Genomic DNA, 25469 nt, shown 5'->3' on the forward strand with positions numbered 1-25469 from the left:
GCCAGCTTACTTGCTGGCGGCGGCGCTGTTGAGCGCCTTCATCACATCGTCGGTAATGTCGATGCGAGGATTGACGTAGACCGCTTCCTGCACGATCAGGTCGTACTTGCGCTGCTCGGCGAGCTGGCGGATCACGCGGTTGGCGCGCTCGAGCACCTGGGCCAGTTCCTCGTTGCGGCGCTGGTTCAGGTCTTCGCGGAATTCACGCTGCTTGCGCTGGAATTCGCGGTCGAGGTCGGCCACCTCGCGCTGGCGGCGCTGGCGGTCGGCATCGGCCAGCACGGCGGTGTCCTTGTCGAGCTTGTCGGCGATGCCCTTGATCTTCTGCGCCATGTCCTGCAGGTCGCGGTCGCGCTTGGAGAATTCCTGCTCCAGCTTGACCTGGGCCTGCTTGGCGGGCACCGAGTCGCGCAGGATGCGTTCGGAGTTGACCGCCGCGATGCGGGCTTCCTGCGCCATCGCCGGGGCGGCGGCCAGCAGCGTGCCGGCGGCCAGCGCGGCCGTGGCCAGGCTCTTGATCAGTGGGAATGCTGTTTTCATGAATCGGATCCTCAATCCTCTTGGCTCTCTCTATCCTGTCTTGTCGAACTTCCGGTCTTCCGGTCTTTGCCGGCCTTCCCGGTCTTGCCGCAATCTGCTGTCCGCTGCCTGCTACCCGCTATTCGATGTCCGCCGTGCTCTGGTTCCGTCCGCCGTCAGAACGCGGTACCGATCTGGAACTGGAAGCGCTGCACCTGGTCGTCCGTGGACTTCTTCAGCGGGAAGCCCACGCTGACCTTGAGCGGACCGATCGGCGACAGCCAGGACATGCCCAGGCCGGTCGAATACTTCAGTTCGCTGAACAGCAGCGGCGCGCCTTCCTCGTACACGTTGCCGAAGTCGAAGAAGGTGAACAGGCGCAGCGTGCGGTCCACGCCCGAGCCCGGCAGCGGGAAGATGAACTCGACGTTGCCGATCATCTTGGACGCGCCGCCCACCGGGTTGCCGTTCTGGTCCTTCTTGCCCAGCGTGCTGGTCTGGTAGCCGCGCACCGAGCCGATACCGCCGGCGTAGAAGTTCTTGAACACCGGGAACGGCGTGGCGCCGTAGCCGTGGCCGTAGGCGACCTCGCCGTTGAAGGCCAGCGTGAAGGCCTTCGACAGCGGGTAGAAGTACTGCTGCTGGACGCTGGCGCGGTAGTACTGCGTATCGCCGCCCGGCACGCCCACTTCGAGGTTGGCCTGCGTGTAGGGGCCCTTGGTCGGGACCAGCGCGCTGTCGCGGCGGTCGCGTGCCCAGCCGATCGTGAACGGGAAGTTGTTGATCGGGTCGCCGCTGCTCTTGCCGACCTTCTGCAGCCACGCCGTGTACTGGCTCGGCGTGTTCTGCGAGGTGTACACCTGCGAGCGCTCGTAGCCGATGCCGAAGAACACGGTGTCGGTTTCCGAGAACGGCACGCCGAACTTGAAGCCGCCGCCCATCGACACGATCTTGTAGTCCTGGTCGCCGGTGTAGTACAGCGGGCGGGACGTGCGGTAGAACACGTCGGTCGAGCGGCTGATGCCGTCCACCGTGAAATACGGGTCGTACTGCGTCAGCGAGATGGTGCGGAAGGACTTGGCGGTGTTTACGTCCAGGCCCAGGCTGGTGCCGGAGCCGAACACGTTGTCCTGGCGCAGGCCGGCCTGCAGCACCAGCTTGTCGGTCGAGGAGAAGCCCAGGCCCAGGCTGATCTGGCCGGTCGGCTTCTCGGTCACGTTGACGTTCACGTCCACCTGGTCGGGCGCGCCGGGCACGTCCTCGGTGGTGATGTTGGTGTCGGTGAAGTAACCGGTGCGGTTGATGCGGGCCTGCGACTGCGTCAGCTTCTCGCTGTCGAACCACGAACTTTCCATCTGGCGCATCTCGCGGCGCACCACTTCGTCGCGGGTCTTGCTGTTGCCCACCACGTTGACGCGGCGCACGTAGACGCGGCGGCCCGGGTCGACCAGCAGGGTCAGCGCGACTTCGCGCTTTTCCTTGTCGATCGCCGGCTGCGGGTTGATGGTGGTGAAGGCGTAGCCGTAGGTGCCCAGCAGGTCGGTGATGGCCTTGGTGCTCTGGGTCAGCTTCTCCGACGAGAAGATCTCGCCCTTCTTGAGCTGGAGCAGCTTTTCCATCTCGGGCTGCTTGCCGAGCAGCTCGCCGGCCAGGCGCACGTCGGACACCTTGTACTGCTCGCCTTCCTTGATGTTCAGCGTCAGGAAGATGTCCTTCTTGTCCGGCGTAATCGAGACCTGGGTGGACTCGATGGCGAACTCGAGGTAGCCGCGGTTCAGGTAGTACGAGCGCAGCGCTTCCAGGTCGGCGGTGAGCTTCTGCTTGGAATAGAGGTCGTTCTTGGTGTACCAGGACAGCCAGTTCGGCGTCGACAGCTGCATTTCGTCGCGCAGCGTGCTTTCCTTGAAAGCCTTGTTGCCGACGATATTGATCTGGCGGATCTTGGCGACCGGGCCTTCGTCCACGTTGAACACCACCGACACGCGATTGCGGTCCACCGGGGTGATCGTGGTCTGCACGTCGGCCGCGTAGTAGCCGCGCGCCACGTACTGGCGCTTGAGCTCCTGCTCGGCCTTGTCGATCAGCGCCTTGTCGTAGTACCGGGCCTCGGCCACGCCGACCGCGCGCAGCGAGCGGCGCAGGGTGTCCTTGTCGAATTCCTTGATGCCGACGAACTCGAGCTGGGAAATGGCCGGGCGCTCCTCGACCTGGACCACCAGCACGCCGTCTTCGGAGCGGATCTGGACGTCCTTGAAGAAGCCGGTGTTGTAGAGCGCGCGAATCGCTTCCGCGCCCTTGTCGTCGCTGAAGGTCTCGCCGACCTTGACCGGCAGGTAGCCGAACACCGTGCCGGGCTCGACCCGCTGCAGGCCCTCGACGCGGATGTCCTTGACCACGAATGGCTCCGCGGCCCAACCGACGGGGGTCCAGGCCGCGATGATGGCACTCGCCAGCACGCTCAGCGAGATGCGCTTATGTCTGATCAATCTTGATCCCCTCTTTGATTCCATGCAGGATTGCGCTCCGATGCTTCACGGGGCCGCGCCCTGTCGGCATGCGGCGCGCGAGGTGCCGGTGACACCTGCGGACCGCCGCCGGCAACGTGCGTCTAGCCGCGCGCAAGAAACAGCCGGCTGACGTCGTTGAACAAGGCGAGCGAAGTCAGGAGCAAGACGCAGGCGATGCCGACCTTCTGCAGCACAGCCTGCCAGTGGTCTGGTACGGGCCTGCCAGTCAAAAATTCAACGCAATAATACAGCAAATGCCCCCCATCCAATACCGGAATGGGTAACAAATTCAACACACCGAGGCTGACGCTGACCAGCGCCAGGAAGCCGACGAAGGGCTGCCAGCCGAGGTGGGCGGCACGCCCGGCGTAGTCCGCCACGGTCAGCGGACCGCTCAGGTTCTGCAGCGAAGCCTGCCCCACCAGCATCTTGCCGAGCAGCTTGAGCGACAGCGCGCTGGTGCTCCAGACCTGCCCCGCCGCGCGGCTGATGGCCTCGGCCGGCTGGTAGCGCACGGTCTCCATTTCCACCGACTGGCTCAGCGCCGCGCCGAGCTTGCCGGTGGCCGCCGCGCCGGCGCTGGCGCCGTCCGGGGGCGCCACCGCGTCCAGCTTCACCGGCACGTCCAGGCGCTGGCCGCCGCGCTCGATGCCGAGCACCACCTCGGCGCCGGGCCGGGCCCGCACGCCGCGGATCAGCTCGCCGGCCTGGGTCAGCGGGCCGCCCTGCCAGGCCACCACGCGGTCGTCCTTGCGCAGGCCGGCGCGCTGCGCGGCGGAATCGGGCAGCACCTCGGTGATCGTCACCGGGCCGCCCTTGAGCGCCAGGCCCAGGATGGCCAGCGGGTCTTCCTCGGGATTGCCGCCGGTGTTGGGCAGCCGCGCCAGCCTGAGGTCGCGCTCGGCGCCGTCGGGCGCGCGCACGCGCAGCACCGCGCTGGCGTCGCCGAAGCCCTGGGCGAACACCGCCATGCGCAGGTCGTTCCAGGAGCGCACCTGCTCGGTCTCGCCATTGGCCCGCAGCGACAGCACACGGTCGCCCTCGCGCAGCCCGGCCTGGGCCGCGGCCGTGCCGGCCGGCGGCGCGGCCACCACCGGCGCCGGCTCGCGCATGCCGCCGGCGAACAGCACGAAATACAGCACGATCGCCAGCGCGAAATTGGCCAGCGGGCCGGCCGCCACGATGATGAAGCGCTTGCCTACCGGCTGGCGGTTGAACGCGCGCGGCAGGTCGGCCGGGTCGATGGCGGGGTCCTGCGCGGGATCGCGCTCGCGCTCGTCGAGCATCTTGACGTAGCCGCCCAGCGGGATCGCGGCGATGGTCCACTCGGTGCGGTCGCGGCTGCCGGAGACCCAGCGCAGCAGCGGCCGGCCGAAGCCGATCGAGAAGCGCAGCACCTTGACGCCGCACAGGCGCGCGGCCAGGTAGTGACCCATTTCATGGAAATAGATCAGGATGCACAGGGCAACGACAAAGGCGATTACGGTTTGCATGGCAGGCAGCTTGTCGTCAGGGGCGCGGGCCCCGATGGCGTGAAGGATACGCCGGGCCGCCGGCCCGGCACCCCGCTGCCCGGCGGCGGCGGGTGGCCGGTGGCGGCCGGCTTGCCGCTATTGTCGCCGATCCCGCCGGCAGCCCCGCCAAACTCAGCACGAGCCCCGGTTTTCCAGCAGCTCGCCGGCGCGGCGGCGCGCGTCCTGGTCCGCGCCCAGCACGGCTTCCAGCGTGCCGGCATTGCCGCCCGGGGCGCGCTCGAGCACGCCCGCGACCACGCGCGCGATGTCGGTGAAGCGGATCCGGCCCTGCAGGAAGGCCTCGACCGCGACCTCGTTGGCCGCGTTCAGCACCGCCGGCGCCAGCCCGCCCGCGCGCAGCGCGTCGAACGCCAGGCCCAGGCACGGGAAGCGCACGAGGTCCGGGATCTCGAAGCTGAGCGCGCCGGCGGTGGCCAGGTTCAGCGGCGACACGCCCGCGTCGATGCGCTCGGGATAGGCCATGCCGTAGGCGATCGGCGTGCGCATGTCGGGGTTGCCGAGCTGCGCCAGCACCGAGCCGTCGGCATACGACACCATCGAGTGCACGATGCTCTGCGGGTGGATCAGCACCTCGATGCGCTCGGCCGGCGCGCCGAACAGCCAGTGCGCCTCGATCACCTCCAGGCCCTTGTTCATCATGGTGGCGGAGTCCACCGAGATCTTGCGGCCCATCACCCAGTTCGGGTGGGCGCAGGCCTCGTCGGGCGTGATGTCGTGCAGCGAGTCCGGGTCGCGCGTGCGGAACGGCCCGCCCGAGGCGGTCAGCACCACCTTGGCCACGCCGGCGCGGTAGCGCGGGTCGTCGGCCGGCAGGCACTGGAAGATGGCGTTGTGCTCGCTGTCGATCGGCAGCAGCGTGGCGCCGTGCTCGCGCACGGCGTCCATGAAGATGCGCCCGGACATCACCAGCGCTTCCTTGTTGGCCAGCAGCACGCGCTTGCCCGCGCGCGCGGCGGCCAGCGACGGGCGCAGGCCGGCGGCGCCGACGATGGCGGCCATCACCGCGTCCACCGCGGCGTCGGTGGCCACCGCCTCCAGCGCGGCCTCGCCGTAGCCGACCTCGGTCTTGATGCCGTCGGCGCGCAGCAGCGCCTGCAGTGCGGCGGCGGCCTCGGCCGTGCCCATCACGGCATGCGCCGGACGGAACTCGCGGCACAGGGCCGCCAGCTTGTCCACTTGCCGGTGCGCCGTCAGCGCATGCACGGCGTAGCGCTCGGGATGGCGCTTGATGACATCAAGCGTGCTGTCCCCGATCGAGCCGGTGGCACCCAGGACGGTAATACGACGCATATCAGATCAACTCAAAGATAGATGGCCAGCAAGGCGGCCAGCGGGAAAACGGGAAGCAGCGCGTCGATGCGGTCGAGCACGCCGCCGTGGCCGGGCAGCAGCCGGCTGCTGTCCTTCATGCCGACCTGGCGCTTGAGCAGCGATTCGAACAGGTCGCCGACCACGCTGGCGATCACCAGCAGCGTGGCCAGCAGCGCCACGATGGCCAGGCCGCCGTGGTCGGCCATGCGCGAGAACCAGGTCGGGGAAAATGCGTGGGTGGCGGCCAGCGCGAGCGAGATCGCCAGCGCCAGCGCCCAGCCGCCGAGCGCGCCCTCCCAGGACTTGCCCGGGCTGATGGACGGCGCCAGCTTGCGCCGCCCGACGGCCTTGCCGACGAAATAGGCGCCGATGTCGGCCGCCCACACCAGCACCGCCACCGACAGCAGCACGCCGATGCCCAGCCCGCGCAGGACCAGGGTGGCATGGCCGAAGGCCGGCAGCATGAACAGGCCGAGCACCACGCCCAGCGCCGTGAAACCCGGCGTGGCGCGGCGCACGCCGCGCGCCAGCAGCACCACGGCCACGCCCCAGCAGGCCACGCCGATCTGCAGCAGGCGGGTGAGCGCATCGGGGCCGGACAGCGCCTGCCAGCCGGCCAGCGCCAGCAGGCAGGCCAGCGCGTAGACGTAGGGCCAGAACCCGCGCAGCCCGATCAGGCGGCCGAACTCCCAGCCCCCGAGCAGCACGATCACCGCCACCAGGCCGGCCAGCGCCGACGGCGGCGCCAGGAACAGGATCGGCAGGATCAGCAGCAACAGGCATACGGCGGTGATGACACGGGTAAGGAGCATGCGCTGCGGGAGTCCCGGTAGAGGATGAATGAGGTCCGGGCGGCGGCTTCAGGCCGTGCCCGACAACCCGGATGGCGCCACCACCTGCGCGCTGGTGCGGCCGAAGCGGCGTTCGCGCTGGCGGTACGAGGCGAAGGCCTTGTCGAGCTCGGCGGCGTCGAAATCGGGCCAGAACACTTCGGTGAAATAAAGCTCCGAGTAGGCAAGCTGCCACAGCAGGAAATTGCTGATGCGCTGCTCGCCGCCGGTACGGATGAACAGGTCCGGCTCGGGCGCGTAGGCCATCGCCAGGTGCGGCGCCAGCACGGATTCGTCGACCGCCTCGGGGTCGAGCATGGGCGAGCGCTGCAGCATCTTGCGCATGGCCTGCAGCAGGTCCCAGCGGCCGCCGTAGTTGGCGGCGATGGTCACGGTCAGGCCGGTATTGCCGGCCGTGCGCGCCTCGGCGTCGGCGATCAGCTGCTGGATGCGCGGGCTGAAGCGGGCCAGGTCGCCCACCACGCGCACGCGGATGTTGTTGGCGTGCATCTTGACCACCTCGCGGCGCAGGGCGGTCATGAACAGCCGCATCAGGAACGAGACCTCGTCGGCCGGGCGGCGCCAGTTCTCCGAGCTGAAGGCGAACAGGGTCAGGTATTGCACGCCCCGCGCCGCGCACGCCTCGACCACCGCCCGGACTGCATCCAGGCCACGGCTGTGGCCGGCAACGCGCGGCAGGTGCCGCTGGGTCGCCCAGCGGCCGTTGCCATCCATGATGATGGCAACGTGGCGGGGCACATAGGTGGCTTCGGGGACGCCGAGCGTGGAACTGATGTGATGCATGGTGGGAAACGGTACCGGACACGGCGGCGGCTGGCAAGCCGCCACCGGGCGCGTCACACCGTCATGATCTCCTTGTCCTTCTCGGCGACCATCCTGTCGATCTCGGCGACGAACTTGTCGGTCAGCTTCTGCACCTCGTCCTGGCCGCGGCGCTCGTCGTCCTCGGAGATGGCCTTGTCCTTGACCAGCTTCTTGAACTGCTCGTTGGCGTCGCGGCGCAGGTTGCGCACGGCGACCTTGGCGCCCTCGGCCTCGCCCTTGACGACCTTGGTCAGTTCCTTGCGGCGCTCCTCGGTCAGCATGGGCATCGGCACGCGGATGACGTCGCCCATCGTGGACGGGTTCAGGCCCAGGTCGGCATCGCGGATCGCCTTCTCGACCGCGCCCACCATCTTCTTTTCCCACGGCTGCACGCTGATGGTACGGGCATCGGCCAGGCCCACATTGGCCACCTGGCTGATCGGCACCGGCGATCCGTAATAATCGACCTGCACGTGGTCGAGCAGACCCGTGTGCGCGCGACCAGTGCGAATCTTGGCCAGGTCGGCCTTGAACGCTTCGATGGTCTTCTGCATCTTCTGCTCGACGCTCTTCTTGGTGTCGGCGACGCTCATCTTTACCTCCGGGAAAAACGGGTAATCATGACCCCGGATGCCGGGATCGAAAATGAATCATTCTACTCTTTGCCGCGGCCCGCGCTACCCCGCGGGGTAGCGCCCTGCCCGCGGCGCCGGGCAGCCTTTTACACGTGCACCAGCGTGCCTTCGTCCTCGCCCAGGATGACGCTCCTGAGCGCGCCGGGCTTGACGATCGAGAACACCTTGATCGGCAGCTTCTGGTCGCGGCACAGGGCGAACGCGGTGGCGTCCATCACCTGCAGGTTGCGCGAGATGGCCTCGTCGAAGGAAATCGTGGTGTAGCGCGTGGCGCTCGGGTCTTTCTTGGGGTCGGCGGTGTAGACGCCGTCCACCTTGGTCGCCTTGAGCACGATCTCGGCGCCGATCTCGGCGCCGCGCAGCGCCGCGGCGGTGTCGGTGGTGAAGAACGGGTTGCCGGTGCCCGCGGCGAAGATCACCACCTTGCCCTCCTCGAGCTGGCGGATGGCGCGCGGGCGGATATAGGGCTCGACCACCTGGTCCATGCGCAGCGCGGACTGCACGCGGCCTTCGATGTTGGCGTGGCGCATGGCGTCCTGCAGCGCCAGCGCGTTCATCATGGTGGCCAGCATGCCCATGTAGTCGGCCGTGGCGCGGTCCATGCCCGCCGCCCCGCCGGCCACGCCGCGGAAGATGTTGCCGCCGCCGATCACCACCGCGACCTGCACGCCGAGCTTCACGATCTCGGCAATGTCGTTGACCATGCCTTCGATGGTGGAGCGGTTGATGCCGAAGGCATCGTCGCCCATCAGGGCCTCGCCGGACAATTTCAGTAGGACGCGCTTATAGGCAGGCATAGGGATTCCCGGAGCTGGTCCGGCTCGTTCTGTCGAGCCGGATATTTTGGATGCAGACTTGATGCAGGCGGACGGCGCCAACCGGCGCGCCGCCGCCAGGAAAGCCGGTTTTCGGGGTAGCCTGGCTGCGGCATGGCAGGCCAGACGACTGCGGAAACAGGCTATGAAAACCAACCGTGGCGGCCGCCGCCCGCGCCAGTGCGCGCGCCGCGGCCGTCATTTGTGCCGAGGGGCACCTCGCGGTGCCCCTCGGCATTATACGGCGGCCCTTTCGTGCCCTGCCGCACCGTGGCGCGGCCGGGGCGGACCGCCCGGACTTCAGCCCTTCTGGGCGGCTGCCACCTGGGCGGCCACTTCGGCGGCGAAATCGTCCTGCTTCTTCTCGATGCCTTCGCCGACCACGTACAGGGTGAAGCCCTTGACCGCGGTGTTGGCGGCCTTGAGCATCTGCTCGACGGTCTGCTTGTCGTTCTTCACGAAGGTCTGGTTCAGCAGCGACACTTCCTTCAGGTACTTCTGCACCGAGCCGTCCACCATCTTGGCGACGATCTCGGCCGGCTTGCCCGATTCGGCGGCCTTCTGCTCGGCGATGCTGCGCTCCTTGGCGATCAGCTCGGCGGGCACGTCGGCCGACGACAGCGACACCGGCTTCATCGCCGCCACGTGCATGGCCACGTCCTTGGCGGCCACTTCGTCGCCGTCGAACTCGACCATCACGCCGATGCGGGTGCCGTGCAGGTAGGCGGCCAGCTTGCCGCCGTTGGCATAGCGGGCGAAACGGCGGATCGCCAGGTTCTCGCCGATCTTGCCGATCAGCGCGGTGCGGGTGGCTTCCACCGACACGCCGTCGATTTCCAGCGCCGACAGGGCGGCCACGTCGGCCGGGTTCTGCTTGGCGACCAGCTCGGCGACTTTGGCCGAGAAGGCCAGGAAGTCGTCGTTCTTCGACACGAAGTCGGTTTCGCAGTTCAGTTCGACCAGCGCGCCGGTGGTGCCGTCGATGAAGGACACCACCACGCCTTCGGCGGTCACGCGCGAAGCGGCCTTGCTGGCCTTGTTGCCGAGCTTGACGCGCAGCAGTTCTTCAGCCTTTTCCAGGTTGCCGTCGGCCTCGGTCAGGGCCTTCTTGCATTCCATCATCGGCGCGTCGGTCTTCGCGCGCAGTTCTGCCACCATGCTTGCGGTAATTGCCGCCATTTGTCACTCCTTGAATGGTTCGCACCGGCCTGCCCCGCTGGGTCTGGCGGGCCCCGGCCGGCGGTATGCTCAAACTTCACCCGCGACGGATCATGCCTGCGGCGGATGACAACAATTCAAAAAAAGGGGGCGTAACTTCCGCCCCCTTGTGTGCCGGAAAGCCCCGGCTGCGCGCAGAACCGGCTCCGGGCCGGTCGGCTAGCGATGATGGTCGGCTACTTTTGCGCGCGGGGTCCTTTCGGCAGCGGGCTTCAGGCTTCTTCGACTTCGACGAATTCGTCGCCGCCGCGGGCGGCTTCAACCACGTCCTGCACCGCGTTGGCGCGGCCTTCCAGGATCGCGTCGGCCACGCCGCGCACGTACAGGGCCACGGCCTTGCTCGAGTCGTCGTTGCCGGGGATCACGTAGTCGATGCCTTCGGGCGAGTGGTTGGTGTCGACCACGCCGATCACGGGGATGCCCAGCTTGTTGGCTTCGGTCACGGCGATCTTGTGGTAGCCGACGTCCACCACGAAGATGGCGTCAGGCACGCCGCCCATGTCCTTGATGCCGCCGATGGACTTCTGCAGCTTGTCCATTTCGCGCTCGAACATCAGCGCTTCCTTCTTGCTCATGGTTTCCAGCGCGCCGGCTTCCTTGGCGGCTTCCATGTCCTTGAGGCGCTTGATCGAGATCTTGACGGTCTTGAAGTTGGTCAGCATGCCGCCGAGCCAGCGGGCGTCGACGTAGGGCATGCCGGCGCGGCCGGCTTCTTCAGCGAGGATTTCGCGCGACTGGCGCTTGGTGCCCACGAACAGCACGGTGCCGCGGTTGGCTGCCAGCTGACGCACGTACTTCAGCGCGTCCTGGAACATCGGCAACGTCTTTTCGAGGTTGATGATGTGGATCTTGTTGCGATGGCCGAAGATGAACGGTGCCATCTTGGGGTTCCAGAAGCGGGTCTGGTGGCCGAAGTGGCAACCGGCTTCCAGCATTTCGCGCATGGTAACGGACATGAAAATTCTCCAAAAGGGTTAGGTCTGAAGTCCGCCCCGACATTCCTCAACAGGAACACCCCGGATGGACGGACTCGCGATTTCACGATCTCTGGCTTCCAGATGCAGCGCCGAACGCACATTCGACGTGCATTTGACAATACATCCGACAATACCCGGCGCGAGCAGAACGACTGCAAACGACGGCATTGCCACGCCCGAAGGCGGTCATGAGAAAGCCAGCCCAAGATTGTAGCAACAAAACCGGACTTCGCTCAAGGGGGCCGGTACTGTGACGGCACGGTGGCGGTGCCGGGCCGATGCGTCCGGCATGCGCCCCGCCCCCGCGCCCGCCAGGCCCGGCCGGGGCGCCCCGGCGGCCCATTTTGGCTGCGGCAGGGGCGCGATGGTGCGATAATCCCGTCTTTCAGATTCGACTTGAGGCGCAGCCAGTGGCTTCGCCGCCACTTTTGCGAGCAGCATGAGCATCCATATCAAGAACGCCGACGATATCGCCCAGATGCGGGTAGCGTGCCGGCTGGCCTCCGAGGTCCTCGACTACATCACGCCCTTCGTCAAGCCCGGCATCACCACCGGCGAGATCGACCGGCTGTGCCACGCCTACATGCGCGACGTGCAGGGCACCGTGCCGGCGCCGCTGAACTACGCCCCGCCCGGCTACCCGCCCTTCCCCGGCGCGATCTGCACCTCGGTCAACGACGTGATCTGCCACGGCATCCCGGGCGAGCGCGTGCTGAAGTCCGGCGACGCGATCAACCTGGACATCACCGTCATCACCAAGGAAGGCTACTACGGCGACACCAGCCGCATGTTCATCGTCGGCGAAGGCTCGATCCTGGCCAAGCGCCTGGCCCAGGTCACGTTCGAATGCATGTGGAAGGGCATCATGCAGGTGCGCCCCGGCGCCCACCTCGGCGACATCGGCCACGTGATCCAGGTCCACGCGGAAGGCGCCGGCTACAGCGTGGTGCGCGAATACTGCGGCCACGGCATCGGCAAGAACTTCCACGAAGACCCGCAGGTGCTGCACTACGGCCGCCCCGGCACCGGCATGGAGATCCAGCCCGGCATGATCTTCACGATCGAGCCGATGGTCAACGCCGGCAAGCGCGAGATCCGCACCATGCCCGACCACTGGACCGTCAAGACGCGCGACCGCAGCCTGTCCGCGCAGTGGGAGCACACCATCCTGGTGACGGAGACCGGCTACGACGTGCTCACCGTCTCGGCGGGCACGCAGGCGCCGCCGGCCTTCGTCACCGATTCCGTCGCAGCCTGACGCTACCCCGGGCGCCAAGTTGGCGCCCTTCTTGTTTCAGCCGCCGCTTCGCTGTTTCGCCGCTTCATCGTTTCGCCGTTTCTTCGTCGCTCCCCAGCAACCCATCGCCCTTTCGATGTCCCAAGCCCAAGTCATGGACGCCACGCCGGAACTCATCCTCGCCACCCGTGTTCGCGATCAGCTGAAAGCCGGCAAGCAGGCCGTGTTCGACGACTTCAGCGCGCACGGCCACGTCGGCCACCTGCTCACGCGCCTGCGGCGCGCGGTGGACGCCGCGCTGGTCGAGGCCTGGCGCGGGCTGGCCCTGCCGGCGCAGTGCGCGCTGGTGGCCGTGGGCGGCTACGGGCGCGGCGAGCTGTTCCCGTACTCGGACGTGGACGTGCTGCTGCTGCTGCCGGCCGAGCCCGACGACGACACCGCGCGCCGGCTGGAGAAATTCATCGGCCTGTGCTGGGACCTCGGGCTGGAGATCGGCTCGGCCGTGCGCACCGTGGACGACTGCATCCGCGAGTCGCGCCAGGACGTCACCATCCAAACCTCGCTGCTCGAGGCGCGCCTGCTGACCGGCAACCGCAAGCTGTTCGCCGAGCTGCAGACGCGCTACCAGGCCGACCTCGACCCGCGCGCGTTCTTCCAGGCCAAGCTGCTGGAAATGCGCCAGCGCCACGCCAAGTACCAGGACACGCCCTACGCGCTCGAGCCCAACAGCAAGGAAAGCCCGGGCGGCCTGCGCGACCTGCAGGTGATCCTGTGGATGACCAAGGCGGCCGGCTTCGGCGACAGCTGGAAGGAGCTGTTCGAGCGCGGCCTGCTGAGCGAGCGCGAGGCGCAGGAACTGCAGCGCAACGAGCGCCTGCTCAAGACCATCCGCGCGCGCCTGCACCTGGTGGCCGGGCGCCGCCAGGACGTGCTGGTGTTCGACCTGCAGACCGCGCTGGCCGAATCGTTCGGCTACCGCCAGAACAACAACAAGCGCGCCAGCGAGCAGCTGATGCGGCGCTACTACTGGGCCGCCAAGGCGGTCACCCAGCTCAACAGCGTGCTGCTGCTCAACATCGAGGCGATGCTGTTCCCCAGCGAATCCAAGGTGACGCGCGTCATCAACGAGCGCTTCGTGGAACGCCAGGGCATGCTGGAGATCACCAGCGACGACCTCTACGAGCGCGAGCCGCACGCCATCCTCGAAACCTTCCTGGTGTACGAGCGCACGCCCGGCGTCAAGGGCCTGTCGCCGCGCACGCTGCGCGGCCTGTACAACGCGCGCACGGTGATGGACGCGCACTGGCGCAACGACCCCGAGAACCGCCGCCTGTTCCTGGCCATCGTGCAGGAGCCGCAGGGCATCACGCACGCGCTGCGCCTGATGAACCAGACCAGCGTGCTGGGCCGCTACCTGAGCAATTTCCGCCGCATCGTCGGCCAGATGCAGCACGACCTGTTCCACGTCTACACGGTGGACCAGCACATCCTCATGGTGGTGCGCAACATGCGGCGCTTCGCCGTGGTCGAGCACACCCACGAGTTCCCGTTCTGCAGCCGGCTGATGGCCACCTTCGACCGCCCCTGGGTGCTGTGGGTGGCGGCGCTGTTCCACGACATCGCCAAGGGCCGCGGCGGCGACCACTCCAAGCTCGGCACCACCGACGCGCGCCGCTTCTGCAAGCAGCACGGCATCGCGCGCGAGGACACCGACCTGATCGCCTGGCTGGTCGAGCACCACCTGACCATGAGCCACGTGGCGCAGAAGCAGGACCTGACCGACCCGGACGTGATCCACGCCTTCGCCCGCGTGGTCGGCAGCGAGCGCTACCTGACCGCGCTCTACCTGCTGACCGTGGCCGACATCCGCGGCACCAGCCCCAAGGTGTGGAACGCGTGGAAGGGCAAGCTGCTCGAAGACCTCTACCGCATCACGCTGCGCGTGCTCGGCGGCGCCCGCGTCGACCCGCACTCGCTGTGGTCGCAGCGCAAGGAAGACACCATCGCGCAGCTGCGCCTGAAGGCCTTCGACCCCGAACTGGGCAAGCCGCTGTGGGCCCAGCTCGACGTGGCCTTCTTCCTGCGCCACGACGCGCGCGACATCGCCTGGCTCACGCGCCACCTCTACGACAAGGTCGACGGCGACGCCCCGGTGGTCAAGGCGCGCGTGTCCGCCGCCGGCGAAGGCATGCAGGTGGCGGTCTACGTCAAGGACCAGCCCGACGTGTTCACGCGCATCTGCGGCTATTTCGAACGCAAGAGCTTCTCCATCCAGGAAGCCAAGATCCACACCACCCGCCACGGCTACGCGCTCGACACTTTCCAGGTCACCGACCCCGGCATCGGCAGCGCGGCCAGCGGCAACTACCGCGACATCATCGCGCTGGTCGAGCACGAGCTGGCCGAGCGCCTGCGCCCGAACGCGCCGCTGCCGGAACCCTCGCAAGGGCGGCTGTCGCGCCAGTCGCGCAGCTTCCCGATCAAGCCGCGCGTGGACCTGCGCCCCGACGAGCGCGGCCAGTACTACCTGCTGTCGCTCTCGGCCAACGACCGCACCGGCCTGCTGTACGCGATCTCGCGCGTACTGGCCAAGCACCGCATCTCGGTGCATACCGCCCGCATCAACACGCTCGGCGAGCGGGTGGAAGACGTTTTCCTGGTCGACGGCAGCCGCCTCGCCTCGGACAACAAATTGCAGCTACAGCTTGAACAGGACCTGCTGGCGGCGCTGGCCATCTAGGCCGGACGCCCCGCATTGAAGATATGACCGATGACACTTCGCCCAAGCGCAAGACGCTGGGCATCAAGACCGCGCCCGCCGGCAACACCCGCAAGCCCACCCGGCCGGTGCGGGTGTCCGACCTGAACCGCCAGCGCGTGCGCGCCGTGGTCGACGGCATCAAGCAGGCCCAGGAGCGCGCCGGCGGCGCGCGCAGGAAACCCGAGGACGGCGCGCAGCGCCCCGCGCGCGGCCCGCGCACCGGCGACGGCCAGGACCGCCCGCGCCGCTTTGGTGGCGAAGGCGACAACCGCCAACGCAACTTTGGCCCGCGCGAGGGCGACGACCGGCCGCGCCGTTTCACGCCCGGCGAAGGCGACAACCGCCAGCGTAACTTCGGCCCGCGCGAGGGCGACGACCGGCCGCGCCGTTTCACGCCCGGCGAAGGCCAGGACCGCCCGCGCCGTTTCGGCGGCGAAGGCGACAACCGCCAGCGTAACTTCGGCCCGCGCGAGGGCGACGACCGGCCGCGCCGCTTTGGCCCGGGCGAAGGCCAGGACCGCCCGCGCCGCTTCGGCGGCGAAGGCGACAACCGCCAGCGCGGCTTCGGCCCGCGCGAGGGCGACGACCGGCCGCGCCGCTTTGCTCCGGGCGAAGGCCAGGACCGGCCGCGCCGTTTCGCCCCCGGCGAGAACAATGACCGCCCGCGCCGCCCGCACGACGGCGGCCAGCGCGACTACCGCGGCGGCCGGCCGGAACGCGCGCAGCAGACCGAGCGTCCGGTGCGCGCCGAGCGCCCCGCGCCCGCGCCGCAGGCGCCGCGCGCCGAAGACGGCGCCGACGGCCTGGTGCGGCTGTCCAAGCGCATGTCGGAACTGGGCCTGTGCTCGCGCCGCGAAGCCGACGAATGGATTCCGCGCGGCTGGGTGCTGGTCGACGGCCAGCCCGTGACCGAGCTCGGCTCGCGCGTCGGCCCGGACGCCAATATCGAGATCCACCAGGCCGCGCGCTCCGAGCAGGGCGAGCGCGTGACCGTGCTGCTGCACAAGCCGGTAGGCTATGTGTCGGGCCAGGCCGAGGACGGCTACGAGCCGGCCGCGGTGCTGTTCGCGCCCGAGAACCAGTGGGAGCAGGACCCCACCCGCAAGCGCCTCGCGCCGTGGCAGCGCAAGAGCCTGGCCCCCGCCGGCCGGCTCGACATCGACTCCACCGGCCTGCTGGTGCTGACCCAGGACGGCCGCGTGGCGCGCCACCTGATCGGCGAAGACTCCACCGTGGAGAAGGAATACCTGGTGCGCGTGCAGTGGGAATCGCCGCAGGGCCTGGTCGAGCGCAATATCTCGAACCTCTTCCCCGCCGAGCTGATCGAGAAGCTGCGCCACGGCCTGTCGCTCGACGGCGAGGCGCTCAAGCCGGCCAAGGTTAGCTGGCAGAACGAGGAGCAGCTGCGCTTCGTGCTGCGCGAAGGCAAGAAACGCCAGATCCGCCGCATGTGCGAGCAGGTCGGGCTCAAGGTGGTCGGCCTCAAGCGCGTGCGCATGGGCCGCATCGTGCTGGGCGACCTGCCGGTCGGCCAGTGGCGCTTCCTCGGCCCGTTCGAGAAGTTCTGAGCCGCGCGGCCGGAACCCGATGGCGGCGGCTGCCGGCGAGGCGGCTTATACGTATGCCGCCTGGTCCTGCGCCGCGCCGGCAACCGCATCGGCGCCACGCAGCGGGTATGCCGGCAGCAGGATGTCCGCCGGCAGACCTGCCGGCCTCGGGCCCCGGTCCTCGTCGGGCGGCAGCCCGAGGTCCGGAAAAGCGGGTTCGCCGGCCGCGCGGCACCCGGCGGAATCGGTCGCATCGGCAGCCTCGGTCGCATCGGCAGCCTCGGCGAAGCACGCCCGGAACAGCCGCATCGCGGTCGATTCATGAACGCTCTTGCGCCGGATGAACAGCGTCGGAGCCCTGGCGATCTCCGGGGCGATCTCATGCACCGCGAGCCGCTCCCTTAGCGACGATTTCTCGACCACGCTGAGGGGAAGGACCGTGATGCCGACATCGGCCCCCACGCATCCGAGTATCCCTTCCAGCGTTCCGAATTCAAGGCGCTGATAGCTCGGCCTGCCAAGCTGCGCGAGCAGTTGTTCGAGGCGCTGCCGATAGGAGCAGCCCATCCTGAACATGAGTGCCGTCAACGGGACCGACTCATCGTGAAGGTCGGATAGGCCGCGGCAGCGCCGCGACGTCACCAGCACCAGCTTCTCCTCGTAGGCCTGCTCCGCCGCCAGTAACGGGTGGTCGATCGGACCGGCGACGAAGGCGCCCTCTACTTCGTTGTCCAGCACCTTGCGGACCAGTTCGGCGGTCGGGCCGGTCCACACTTCGAGTTCCACGGCGGGACATTTCGCGTGATAGGCCGCCAGCACTTCGGGCAGGCGGACCGCCACGGTGGTTTCCATCGTGCCAATGGCCAGGCGTCCCCGCGCCTCGCCGTCGTCGCGCGCGGCCTTCGTCGCTTCCTGAAGCAACGCCACGGCGCGTGCCGCATACGGCAGGAGCCGCATGCCGGCACTGGTCAGCGCGACACCGCGGCTGTGCCGCTCGAACAGCGGCAGCCCCACCTCTTCCTCGAGACTCTTGACCCGGTTCGTGACGTTGGACTGAACCGTGTGCAGCTCCCTGGCCGCGCGCGTAATGCTCGCATGGCGCGCAACCGTGGCGAACGTGATCAGGTCGTTGACTTCCATGGTCCGGCATTCCTCAAACAGATTGCGAGGCTTCGAGCGAAGACTGTTTCGGAGATGGGAAGCAAACGGCATGCCAATTCTTTCTTCCAGGGCCGGCCGGCCCTTCGCCGTACAGGCTGCCGCGCGGATGGCCGAACGCCGCGCGACGCGCGGCTTCGCTTTTTGGTGCGCAAGTGCCCGCAGCTGCCTTGACGCGCCCCATCTTGGTTCCTGCTTGCGCACGGTTGCGTGTCATCTCTTTGGCAGATCGCTTCCATCGAATTTAACCGTTTCTCCGAACCCCGGGACCTTGCCCATGATGTCGCTCAACGTCAGGTACGGAAGGGCGGACCTGCCGGGCAACGGCATCGCGTGCCGCGAATGCCGGATTGCCTCCCGGGACCGGCGTTCCGGATCTGCGTTCCCGATCTAGCCACTGTTGTATCTATGGAGGTCTTCATATGGACAATCTTGCCGCGGCCGAGGCTGAGGAGCCCCTGGGTTTCAGCCTGTCATTGACGGCATTGCAGGTGCTCGTCTATTTCACCTTTCTCCTGACGAGTTGTTTTGCCGCGGATTCGCTGCGGGCGACCGTGCCGGGGACCGGCCTGCCCGCGTCGTTCGTCGCCGGGCTGCTGGTGATCGCCTGCGGCACCCTGCTGACGGTCGTCTACGTCCGGCGCATCGATGCGAGCGCGAGCGGAGAGAAAAAATGAAAAAGCGAATACTCGCGATATTTCTCGCCGCCGCCGCGACCCGTGCCGTGGCAGCGCAATCCGCCTCCGTGGGCACGGCCAGCATCACTTCGCTCGCCCTGTTCGTGGCAGTCATTGCCATGACCCTTGGCATCACCTGGTGGGCGGCAAGGCAGACGAAGTCGGCCAGCGATTTCTATGCCGCCGGCGGCCGCATCTCCGGGTTCCAGAACGGGCTGGCCATCACCGGCGACGCGCTCTCCGCCGGCGCCTTGCTGGGCCTGACCGGCCTGGTTTTTTCCAGCGGCTTCGACGGCCTGGTCTACGCGATCGGCTACACCACCGGCTTGCCCATCGTGGTCTTCCTGATGGCCGGCAAGCTGCGCAAGCTCGGCAAGTACACCTTCACCGATGTGGTCTGCGCCAGGCTCAGCGGCAATGCGGTACGGGTCTTCTCGGCCTGCGCCTCGCTGATCATCGTCGCCTTTTATCTCATCGCGCAGATGGTCGGCGCGGGGCAACTCGTGCAGTTGCTGTTCGGCATCGACTATACCTACGCCATCCTCCTGGTCGGCGTGCTGATGGTCATGTATGTCGTGTTCGGCGGAATGATGGCCACCACCTGGGTACAGATCGTCAAGGCCGTGCTGATGCTGAGCGTCGGCGTGATGATCTGCGTGCTCGTGATGTCCCGGTTCGGCTTCAGCATGAGCGAACTGTTGCAGAAGTCCGTCGCCGTGCATCCGGGCAAGGACGGCATCCTGATCCCGCAGGCCCTGGCGCGGGACCCCGTCTCCGGCCTCTCGCTGGGCATCGCGCTGATGCTGGGCACCGCGGGACTTCCGCATGTTCTCATGCGCTTCTTCACCGTGCCCGATGCCAGGGCGGCGCGCAGTTCGGTGTTGTGGGCCACCGTGTTCATGAACAGCTTCTACGCCATGATGTTCATCATCGGTTTCGGGGCACTGGCGCTGCTGCGCCAGCATCCTGAATATCTGGATGCGAAGGGCGCGCTGATCGGCGGGGGCAACACCGCGGCACTCCACCTGTCGCACCTGCTCGGGGGCGACATCATGTTCGGGGCGGTGTCGGCCATCGCCTTCGCCACGATTCTGGCCGTCGTCGCCGGGCTCACGCTTTCCGGCGCCTGCGCGATCAGCCACGACATCTACGGCGCGCTGTTCAGGAAGCCGGGCTCCGACTCGCCGGACGAAATCCGGATCGTGCGGGTGGCAAGCGTCGTGCTCGGCGCGCTGGCGATCCTGCTCGGCATCGCTTTCCGCAACCAGAACGTGGCCTACATGATCAGTCTCGCGTTCTCGATTGCGTGCTCTTCGACATTCCCGGTGCTGATCCTGGCCATCTACTGGAAGAAGATGACCTCGGCCGGCGCGGTCGTGGGCGGCGGTATCGGCCTGGCGTCGTCGCTGCTGCTCACCATCCTCGGGCCGTCCGTGTGGGTGAAGGTATTGGGCCACGCGCAGCCGGCCTTTCCCATCGACCCGCCGGCACTGATCACCGTACCGCTTGCCTTCGCGGCATGCGTCATCGCCTCCCTGGCGACGCAGCGTCCGGTGCGGCAACGGCTTGAAGCCGCGGCCTGAAGCGCCCGCCGCCGGCAGGCTTCCGAACCCGCCATCCTTCCTGCGCAGGAAGGATGGCCGACAGCCATCGACTGCATCGGGACCAGCCCTGCCTGGACGTGCATGACGGCTCGAACCGCAAACTGAAAAAAGAAGGAACACACAGCATGAGCAATGCAGACATCGACAGCGGAAACGGGCGCACGGGCGCCTTCGCGGAACTCATGGCCATTCGCGCCGGACAACCGCTGACACAAGGGGAGGTGACGATCACCGGAGAAGATCCGCTGTTCCAGTCCCCGTTCCGCATCGGCGCAACGTCCGCCGACGTCCTGGCGGCCCGCGCGGTGGCCGCCAACGACCTGTGGGAACTTCGGACCGGCCGGCGCCAGTCCATCGGCGTGGACGTGCGGGCCGCCGCCGCAACCTCGCTGGCCGGGGGCGACATGACGCTCAGGCGCGATGCGCAAGGCCGCTATCAGCCGATACCCTCGTCGCCGGAACTCAGGCACATGATCTCGCTCACGCAACCCTGGCGCGCCGCCGATGGCCGCTGGGTCTTGCCGCACACCAACCTGCCCCATCTGGAGCGGCGCGTGCTGGACGTGCTGGACTGCGAGAGCACCCCGGCGTCGGTCGCCGCGGGCGTGGGCCGCTGGAACTCGGACGAACTGGAGGACGCCATCGCGCGAGCGCTGGCTTGCGCCGGCAAGATCCGCACGCCGCAGGAATGGCTGGCACACCCGCACGGGGCCTACCTGGCATCGCGCCCGGTCGTGGAGATCACCAAGCTGGCGGACGGCGCCCCGCAGCCGCTGCCGGCCGGCAGCCAGCCGGCCTCGGGCATCCGGGTGCTGGACCTGACGCGCATCCTGGCCGGCCCGACGGCCGGCCTCGGCATGGCCGAGCACGGCGCCGACGTGCTGATGGTCACGGCGCCGTCGCTGCCCCAGGTGCCGGCCTTCGTGCGCGACACCAGCCACGGCAAGCGCAGTTGCTTCCTCGACTTCGACCGCGCCGACGAGGCCCGGCGGCTGCGGGAGCTGGTGCGGGAAGCCGACGTCTTCATCGACGGTTATCGGCCGCGCCGGCTCGAAGCCCACGGCTTCGGCGTCGACGAACTGGCGCGGCTGCGTCCCGGACTCGTGCACGTCAGCGTCAACTGCTACGGCTCCGGCGGCCCGTTTGCCGACCGCGCGGGCTGGGACCAGGTGGCCCAGGCAGTGACCGGCATCTGCCACACCCAGGGCATCGCCACCGGGGCCGGGCAGCCCAGGCTGACACCGGTCTTCATGTGCGACTTCCTCACCGGCTTCCTCGGCACGTTCGGCGCGATGATCGCGCTGGCGCGCCGTGCCCGGGAAGGCGGAACCTATCGGGTGCAGGTGTCGCTGTGCCAGTCCGCCATGCTGTTGCAGCGGCAGGGACTCCTGCAGCATTTCGACCATGCGCCGGGCCGCCTGTCGCGCGAGGAATTCGAAGCGCTCTCGGTATGCGACGACAGTACCTGCTGGGGCGATCTGAAGAGCCTGGGGCCGGTGATCCGCATGTCCGAAACCCCGCCCCGCTGGTTCGGCACGACGCCCCGGCTCGGCGGCGACAAGGCGCAATGGCTTGCGCGCTGATGCCCGGCGCCCGCCACGGCCCGCGGGATCGGCATAAGAAGTCGTTTCAAGAAAAGATCCTGGCGTCGTTGCGTGGCACGGCAAGTACTGCCTGTACTGCCGCGCGCACCGCTGCGCAGGCGGATCGCGATGCGATCCGAGTTCCCTGCTCCGCCCCAGCCAGGACCGCTTCATCTTGAAACGCCCCCCGGAACCGGACGGGCCGTCAGCGCATCTTCAGCCCAGCCGCGCGCCGACCAGCGCCACGGCCTGCTGCCACACCTCGCGCTGCCCGGCCAGGTAGTCCTGCGCGGCCATGCCGGTCAGCGCGACCGGCTCGGCGCCGTCCGCGTGCAGGCGCTCGTGCAGCGCGGGCGCCGCCAGCACGCGGCCGAGCCGCTCGACCAGCGCCGTGCGCTGCGGCGCCGTCCAGCTGGACGGCGCCAGCACGCCATACCAGGCCTGCTGCGCCATGCCGGCAATGCCGAACTCCCCGAACGTCGCCACCTGCGGCGCCAGCGCGCTGCGCCGCGTGCCGGTCACGGCCAGCGCGCGCAGCCGGCCCTGGCGCATCAGCGGCAGCGAGGCCTGCAGCGTGCTGACCAGCACCGGCACGTAGCCGCCCTGCAGGTCGGTCATGGCGCGGGCGCTGCCCGGATACGGGATGTGCGTCATCTGCACGCCCGCCTGGCGGCACAGCAGCTCGCCGACCAGGTGCGCGCTCGAGCCGATGCCGAGCGAGGCGTAGCCGATCTCGCCGGGGTGCCTGCGCGCGTCCTCCAGCAAGGCGGGCAGGTGCATGGCCGGCGCCGAGGCCGAGGACAGCAGCACGTGCGGCGTGCTGGCGATGATGGCCAGCGGCATCAAGGACAGTGGCTGAGCCTGCGCCAGCAGCGGCGCGATGCTGACCGAGCCCACCGTGCCGAGCAGCAGCGTGGGCCGCGCGGCGCTCGCGCGGGCCGCCTCGTGCAGCGCGATCTGCCCGGCCGCGCCGGGACGGTTCTCCACCACGGTGAGGCTGCCGTCCTGGCTGAGGGCGTCGGCCACCAGCCGCGCCACGTGGTCGGCGCCGCCGCCGGCGCCATAGCCGACCAGCAGCCGGCAGGCCGGCTCGGCGGCATGGGCGGGAGCGCGGTACAGGCCCAGCGCGGCGGCCGCCGACAGGCCGGCCAGCGCGCCAAGCTGGCGCCGCCGCGCGGCGTCGGCCGGCGGCAGCGAGGCGGGAAACGGGGAAAAGCGGGACGGGCAGGTGCGCGGCGGTGGATCGCCAGCGCCCGGGCCCCAGGAGAAAGGCATGACGGCGACGGAAAAGTGCGGCCGGCACCGGACATCGGGACGGCACGAGGCGTCATGCTAGCACCGCGCGGCCGTCCTGGCCGCCCGGGCAAACCCGGCGGCCAGAAAATCAGGTGGCCGGAGACGCGCTACAGCCGCGGCGCGCGGCAAGCCGCGCCCCCGGCATTGGCCGACTCCGCCAGCCCGAACACGGCCCTGGCCCCGCACTGCGAGCCAAGCATGCGGCTCTGGTTGTGGCCCACGCCGATCACCTCGAACGCCTGGTGATGCGCCGGCGCCGCCGGGCCGCCCGGCCTCGCGCCCAGCCAGGCTTCGTAGCGCAGGTAGCCGCGCGCGCGCGCCAGGCGCGTCGGCCCCTCGGCCTCGGCGCCGCAGGCCTTGTCGAGCACGCGCTGGTTGGGATCGTTGTCGTCCGCGCCGACCAGGTAAGTCACCTGGCGCTGCCGGTAGCGGCGGAACAGCGCGTCGCCGGTGGCGCCCTGCGCGTAGGGCACGATGTCGCGCATGCCGTAGCGATATTTGTCGTAGTCCGCGCAGACGGCGGTGTCATACGGCGCGAAGCCGCTGCCGCTCGGGCGCTCGGGCGTGAAATAGAGATACGACGACGGGTTGGCCACCACGTAGCGCAGGTCGATGCCGGACGCGCGGATGCGCTCGTCGACATTGTTGAGCACCGCGTAGCGGTGCACCAGCTGGCCGCCGCCCGAGTGCCCGGCCACCGTGACGCGCGTCACGGCGGGCAGGCGGGACTTGTCCGTGACCAGCCCGACGAGGTCGTCCAGCACCTGCAGCGAACTGACCGGGACCGGCCCGCCGACGGCATTCTCGCCGCTCATCCAGCCCTGCACGCTCCACACCGGCATATTGCCGAAGCCCTTGTCGCGGTCGGGCGTGCCGGGGAAGTTGGGCGCCAGCAGCAGCACTTCGTCGGGGTTGCGCCCGGTCTGCCTGAGCAGCGCCGCGCCGGCCACGAAATAATCGTCGCCGTTGCGCTGCAAGCCGTGCTGCACGAAGACGACCTCGCGGATGCGGCGCAGGTCGCCGTCCAGCGCATGGTTGGCGTAGACCGGGAAATCGTAGGCCCGCGCCCCGCTGCCGAGCCGCACGCGCTGCCAGTGCACGGCCGCCGCCGCGGCCCTGTCGACCGGGCCCTCGGTCTCTTCCGCGTCCGCGGCAGCGGACACCGCGGAGGCCACGGTGGCGCCGTCCGGCCCGGGCGCGGCGCAGCCGAACTGGGCAGCGGCGGCCAGCAGGCCCAATGCGCACAGCGCGCGACGCAAGCTCTTCATGTCCTGTCTCCCGATGCAGCGGCGCACGGGCGCCCGCTTTCCGACCTTTCCGACCTTTCCGCCGCTTTCCGTCCTTGCGGACCTTACTTCGCAAAAGCGCACCGGATCATGCTAAGCCGGCCGCCACCGAATGTAAAATATATGCTTTCTCGCTACGGCATATTTCATGAATATGTCCTGGCACAAGAACCACCGGACCCGGCAATGGAACTGAGACACCTCCGCTATTTCCTCACGGTGGCCGAAACCGGCCACATCACGCGCGCCGCGGAGCAGCTCGGCATCCAGCAGCCGCCGCTGTCGCAGCAGCTCAAGGCGCTGGAAACCGAGCTGGGCGTGATCCTGTTCGAGCGCCAGCCGCGCGGCGTGGCGCTGACCGCCGCCGGCCGCGCGCTGCGCGCCGACGTGCTCGACATCTTCGCGCGCCTGGAGCAGGCCCGCCAGCGCATGCAGCGCATGGCGCGCGGCGAGGAAGGCTCGCTCTCGGTCGGCTTCACCAGCTCGGCCGCCGCCCACAAGCTCACGCCCGAGGTGCTGCGCGCCTGCCGCCGCCAGCACCCCGGCATCGCGCTCAAGCTGGGCGAGAGCAACGCCGCCGAAGTCACCGAGCAGCTGGCCTCGGGCAACCTGGACGTGGCGCTGCTGCGCGCGCCGGTGGAACGGCCCGCCGGGCTGCGCTTCGATCTGCTGCTGGAAGAAGAAATGGTGATCGCGCTGCCGCTGGACCATCCGCTGCTGCGCCAGCGCGGCGCGGCGGCGCAGGGGCCGGTCTCGCTGCGCGCGCTGGCCGGCGACGATTTCATCCTGGTGCGCCGGCCCGGCGCGCCGGGCATGTACGGCGACCTGCTCAACGTGTGCGAGCAGCTCGGCTTCACGCCGCGCATCGGCGTGGAGGTCGAGCGCATGCTGAGCAACCTCAATCTGGTGGCGGCCGGCGCCGGCGTGAGCGTGGTGCCGGCCTCGATGGCCGGCCTCAACCCGCACGGCGTGGCCTACCTGCCGATGCAGGAAACCGACCGCCTGCGCGCCCCGCTCACGCTGGTCTACCGCGAGAACGACGACAATCCCGCCTGCGCCGCGCTGGTCGCGCTGACCCACCGCACCGCGGCGCGCTACCGCCGCCGCGGCAAGCCGGCCGCGGGCGCCGCCTGAAGCCCGCGGCGCGC

At 68.8% G+C, this 25469-nt stretch carries 19 protein-coding genes and 1 pseudogene; 7 read left to right on the forward strand and 13 right to left on the reverse strand.

Annotated features, from left to right (window positions below; translation table 11 throughout):
* Positions 1-6: 6 nt before the first annotated feature.
* The 10 genes from KF708C_RS18010 to rpsB all read right to left on the reverse strand — a co-directional run bounded on the left by KF708C_RS18010 (position 7) and on the right by rpsB (position 11151).
* A complete protein-coding gene (locus KF708C_RS18010) occupies positions 7-540 on the reverse strand; it encodes an OmpH family outer membrane protein (protein WP_059412811.1) in 534 nt (177 codons plus the stop codon).
* Between the two features lie 155 nt (positions 541-695).
* A complete protein-coding gene (bamA, locus tag KF708C_RS18015) occupies positions 696-3029 on the reverse strand; it encodes an outer membrane protein assembly factor BamA (protein WP_231401630.1) in 2334 nt (777 codons plus the stop codon).
* Between the two features lie 98 nt (positions 3030-3127).
* Positions 3128-4519, reverse strand: coding sequence for an RIP metalloprotease RseP (gene rseP / locus KF708C_RS18020; RefSeq protein ID WP_059412812.1), 1392 nt, complete (start codon positions 4517-4519; stop codon positions 3128-3130).
* A gap of 153 nt (positions 4520-4672) precedes the next feature.
* Complete coding sequence (locus tag KF708C_RS18025) at positions 4673-5851, reverse strand: 1-deoxy-D-xylulose-5-phosphate reductoisomerase (RefSeq protein ID WP_059412813.1); 1179 nt, start codon at positions 5849-5851, stop codon at positions 4673-4675.
* An 11-nt stretch (positions 5852-5862) separates the two neighbouring features.
* A complete protein-coding gene (locus KF708C_RS18030; protein ID WP_059412814.1) occupies positions 5863-6684 on the reverse strand; it encodes a phosphatidate cytidylyltransferase in 822 nt (273 codons plus the stop codon).
* A 48-nt stretch (positions 6685-6732) separates the two neighbouring features.
* Positions 6733-7506 carry an isoprenyl transferase gene (locus tag KF708C_RS18035; protein ID WP_020203942.1) on the reverse strand — a complete coding sequence of 258 codons (774 nt, stop codon included), beginning with the start codon at positions 7504-7506 and terminating at the stop codon, positions 6733-6735.
* A gap of 53 nt (positions 7507-7559) precedes the next feature.
* Positions 7560-8120, reverse strand: coding sequence for a ribosome recycling factor (frr, locus tag KF708C_RS18040; protein WP_020203943.1), 561 nt, complete (start codon positions 8118-8120; stop codon positions 7560-7562).
* Positions 8121-8248: 128 nt separating this feature from the next.
* Complete coding sequence (pyrH, locus tag KF708C_RS18045; RefSeq protein WP_029043808.1) at positions 8249-8959, reverse strand: UMP kinase; 711 nt, start codon at positions 8957-8959, stop codon at positions 8249-8251.
* Between the two features lie 318 nt (positions 8960-9277).
* Complete coding sequence (gene tsf / locus KF708C_RS18050; RefSeq protein ID WP_059412815.1) at positions 9278-10156, reverse strand: translation elongation factor Ts; 879 nt, start codon at positions 10154-10156, stop codon at positions 9278-9280.
* A 251-nt stretch (positions 10157-10407) separates the two neighbouring features.
* Entirely contained in the window at positions 10408-11151 is a 744-nt protein-coding gene (rpsB, locus tag KF708C_RS18055) for a 30S ribosomal protein S2 (RefSeq protein ID WP_020203946.1), read from the reverse strand.
* Between the two features lie 457 nt (positions 11152-11608).
* Between rpsB and map the strand changes: the two are divergent.
* The 3 genes and pseudogenes from map to KF708C_RS18070 form a co-directional block, all read left to right on the forward strand.
* Positions 11609-12430, forward strand: a pseudogene (map, locus tag KF708C_RS18060) (type I methionyl aminopeptidase); the annotation flags it as partial.
* A gap of 133 nt (positions 12431-12563) precedes the next feature.
* Complete coding sequence (locus KF708C_RS18065; protein ID WP_020203949.1) at positions 12564-15149, forward strand: [protein-PII] uridylyltransferase; 2586 nt, start codon at positions 12564-12566, stop codon at positions 15147-15149.
* Positions 15150-15172: 23 nt separating this feature from the next.
* The gene (locus tag KF708C_RS18070; protein WP_059412817.1) at positions 15173-16738 is read left to right on the forward strand and encodes a pseudouridine synthase; all 1566 of its coding nucleotides are present in this window, start codon (positions 15173-15175) and stop codon (positions 16736-16738) included.
* A gap of 45 nt (positions 16739-16783) precedes the next feature.
* On the opposite strand, the gene KF708C_RS18075 is transcribed toward KF708C_RS18070, so the two are convergent.
* A complete protein-coding gene (locus KF708C_RS18075; protein ID WP_059412818.1) occupies positions 16784-17857 on the reverse strand; it encodes a LysR family transcriptional regulator in 1074 nt (357 codons plus the stop codon).
* Between the two features lie 440 nt (positions 17858-18297).
* Here KF708C_RS18075 and KF708C_RS18080 point away from each other — a divergent pair, with 440 nt between their 5' ends.
* The 3 genes from KF708C_RS18080 to KF708C_RS18090 all read left to right on the forward strand — a co-directional run bounded on the left by KF708C_RS18080 (position 18298) and on the right by KF708C_RS18090 (position 21739).
* Positions 18298-18552 (forward strand): DUF485 domain-containing protein, encoded by a 255-nt coding sequence (locus KF708C_RS18080; protein ID WP_059412819.1) that lies wholly within the window; start codon positions 18298-18300, stop codon positions 18550-18552.
* Positions 18549-20135: a sodium:solute symporter family transporter gene (locus tag KF708C_RS18085; RefSeq protein WP_063923029.1), complete on the forward strand. Its 1587-nt coding sequence runs from the start codon at positions 18549-18551 to the stop codon at positions 20133-20135. The genes KF708C_RS18080 and KF708C_RS18085 overlap by 4 nt, the downstream gene beginning before the upstream one ends.
* Before the next feature lie 146 nt (positions 20136-20281).
* Positions 20282-21739: a CoA transferase gene (locus KF708C_RS18090; protein WP_020204554.1), complete on the forward strand. Its 1458-nt coding sequence runs from the start codon at positions 20282-20284 to the stop codon at positions 21737-21739.
* Between the two features lie 216 nt (positions 21740-21955).
* Here the strand turns inward: KF708C_RS18090 and KF708C_RS18095 are convergent, their stop codons facing one another.
* Positions 21956-23014, reverse strand: coding sequence for a Bug family tripartite tricarboxylate transporter substrate binding protein (locus tag KF708C_RS18095; protein ID WP_020204555.1), 1059 nt, complete (start codon positions 23012-23014; stop codon positions 21956-21958).
* A gap of 128 nt (positions 23015-23142) precedes the next feature.
* Positions 23143-24303: a hypothetical protein gene (locus KF708C_RS18100; protein ID WP_059412820.1), complete on the reverse strand. Its 1161-nt coding sequence runs from the start codon at positions 24301-24303 to the stop codon at positions 23143-23145.
* Positions 24304-24507: 204 nt separating this feature from the next.
* Here KF708C_RS18100 and KF708C_RS18105 point away from each other — a divergent pair, with 204 nt between their 5' ends.
* On the forward strand, positions 24508-25455 hold the full coding sequence (locus KF708C_RS18105; RefSeq protein ID WP_020204557.1) for a LysR family transcriptional regulator: 948 nt from the start codon (positions 24508-24510) through the stop codon (positions 25453-25455).
* Positions 25456-25469: the final 14 nt, after the last annotated feature.

It is taken from the genome of Cupriavidus basilensis (assembly GCF_000876015.1).
GTDB lineage: Bacteria > Pseudomonadota > Gammaproteobacteria > Burkholderiales > Burkholderiaceae > Cupriavidus > Cupriavidus basilensis_B.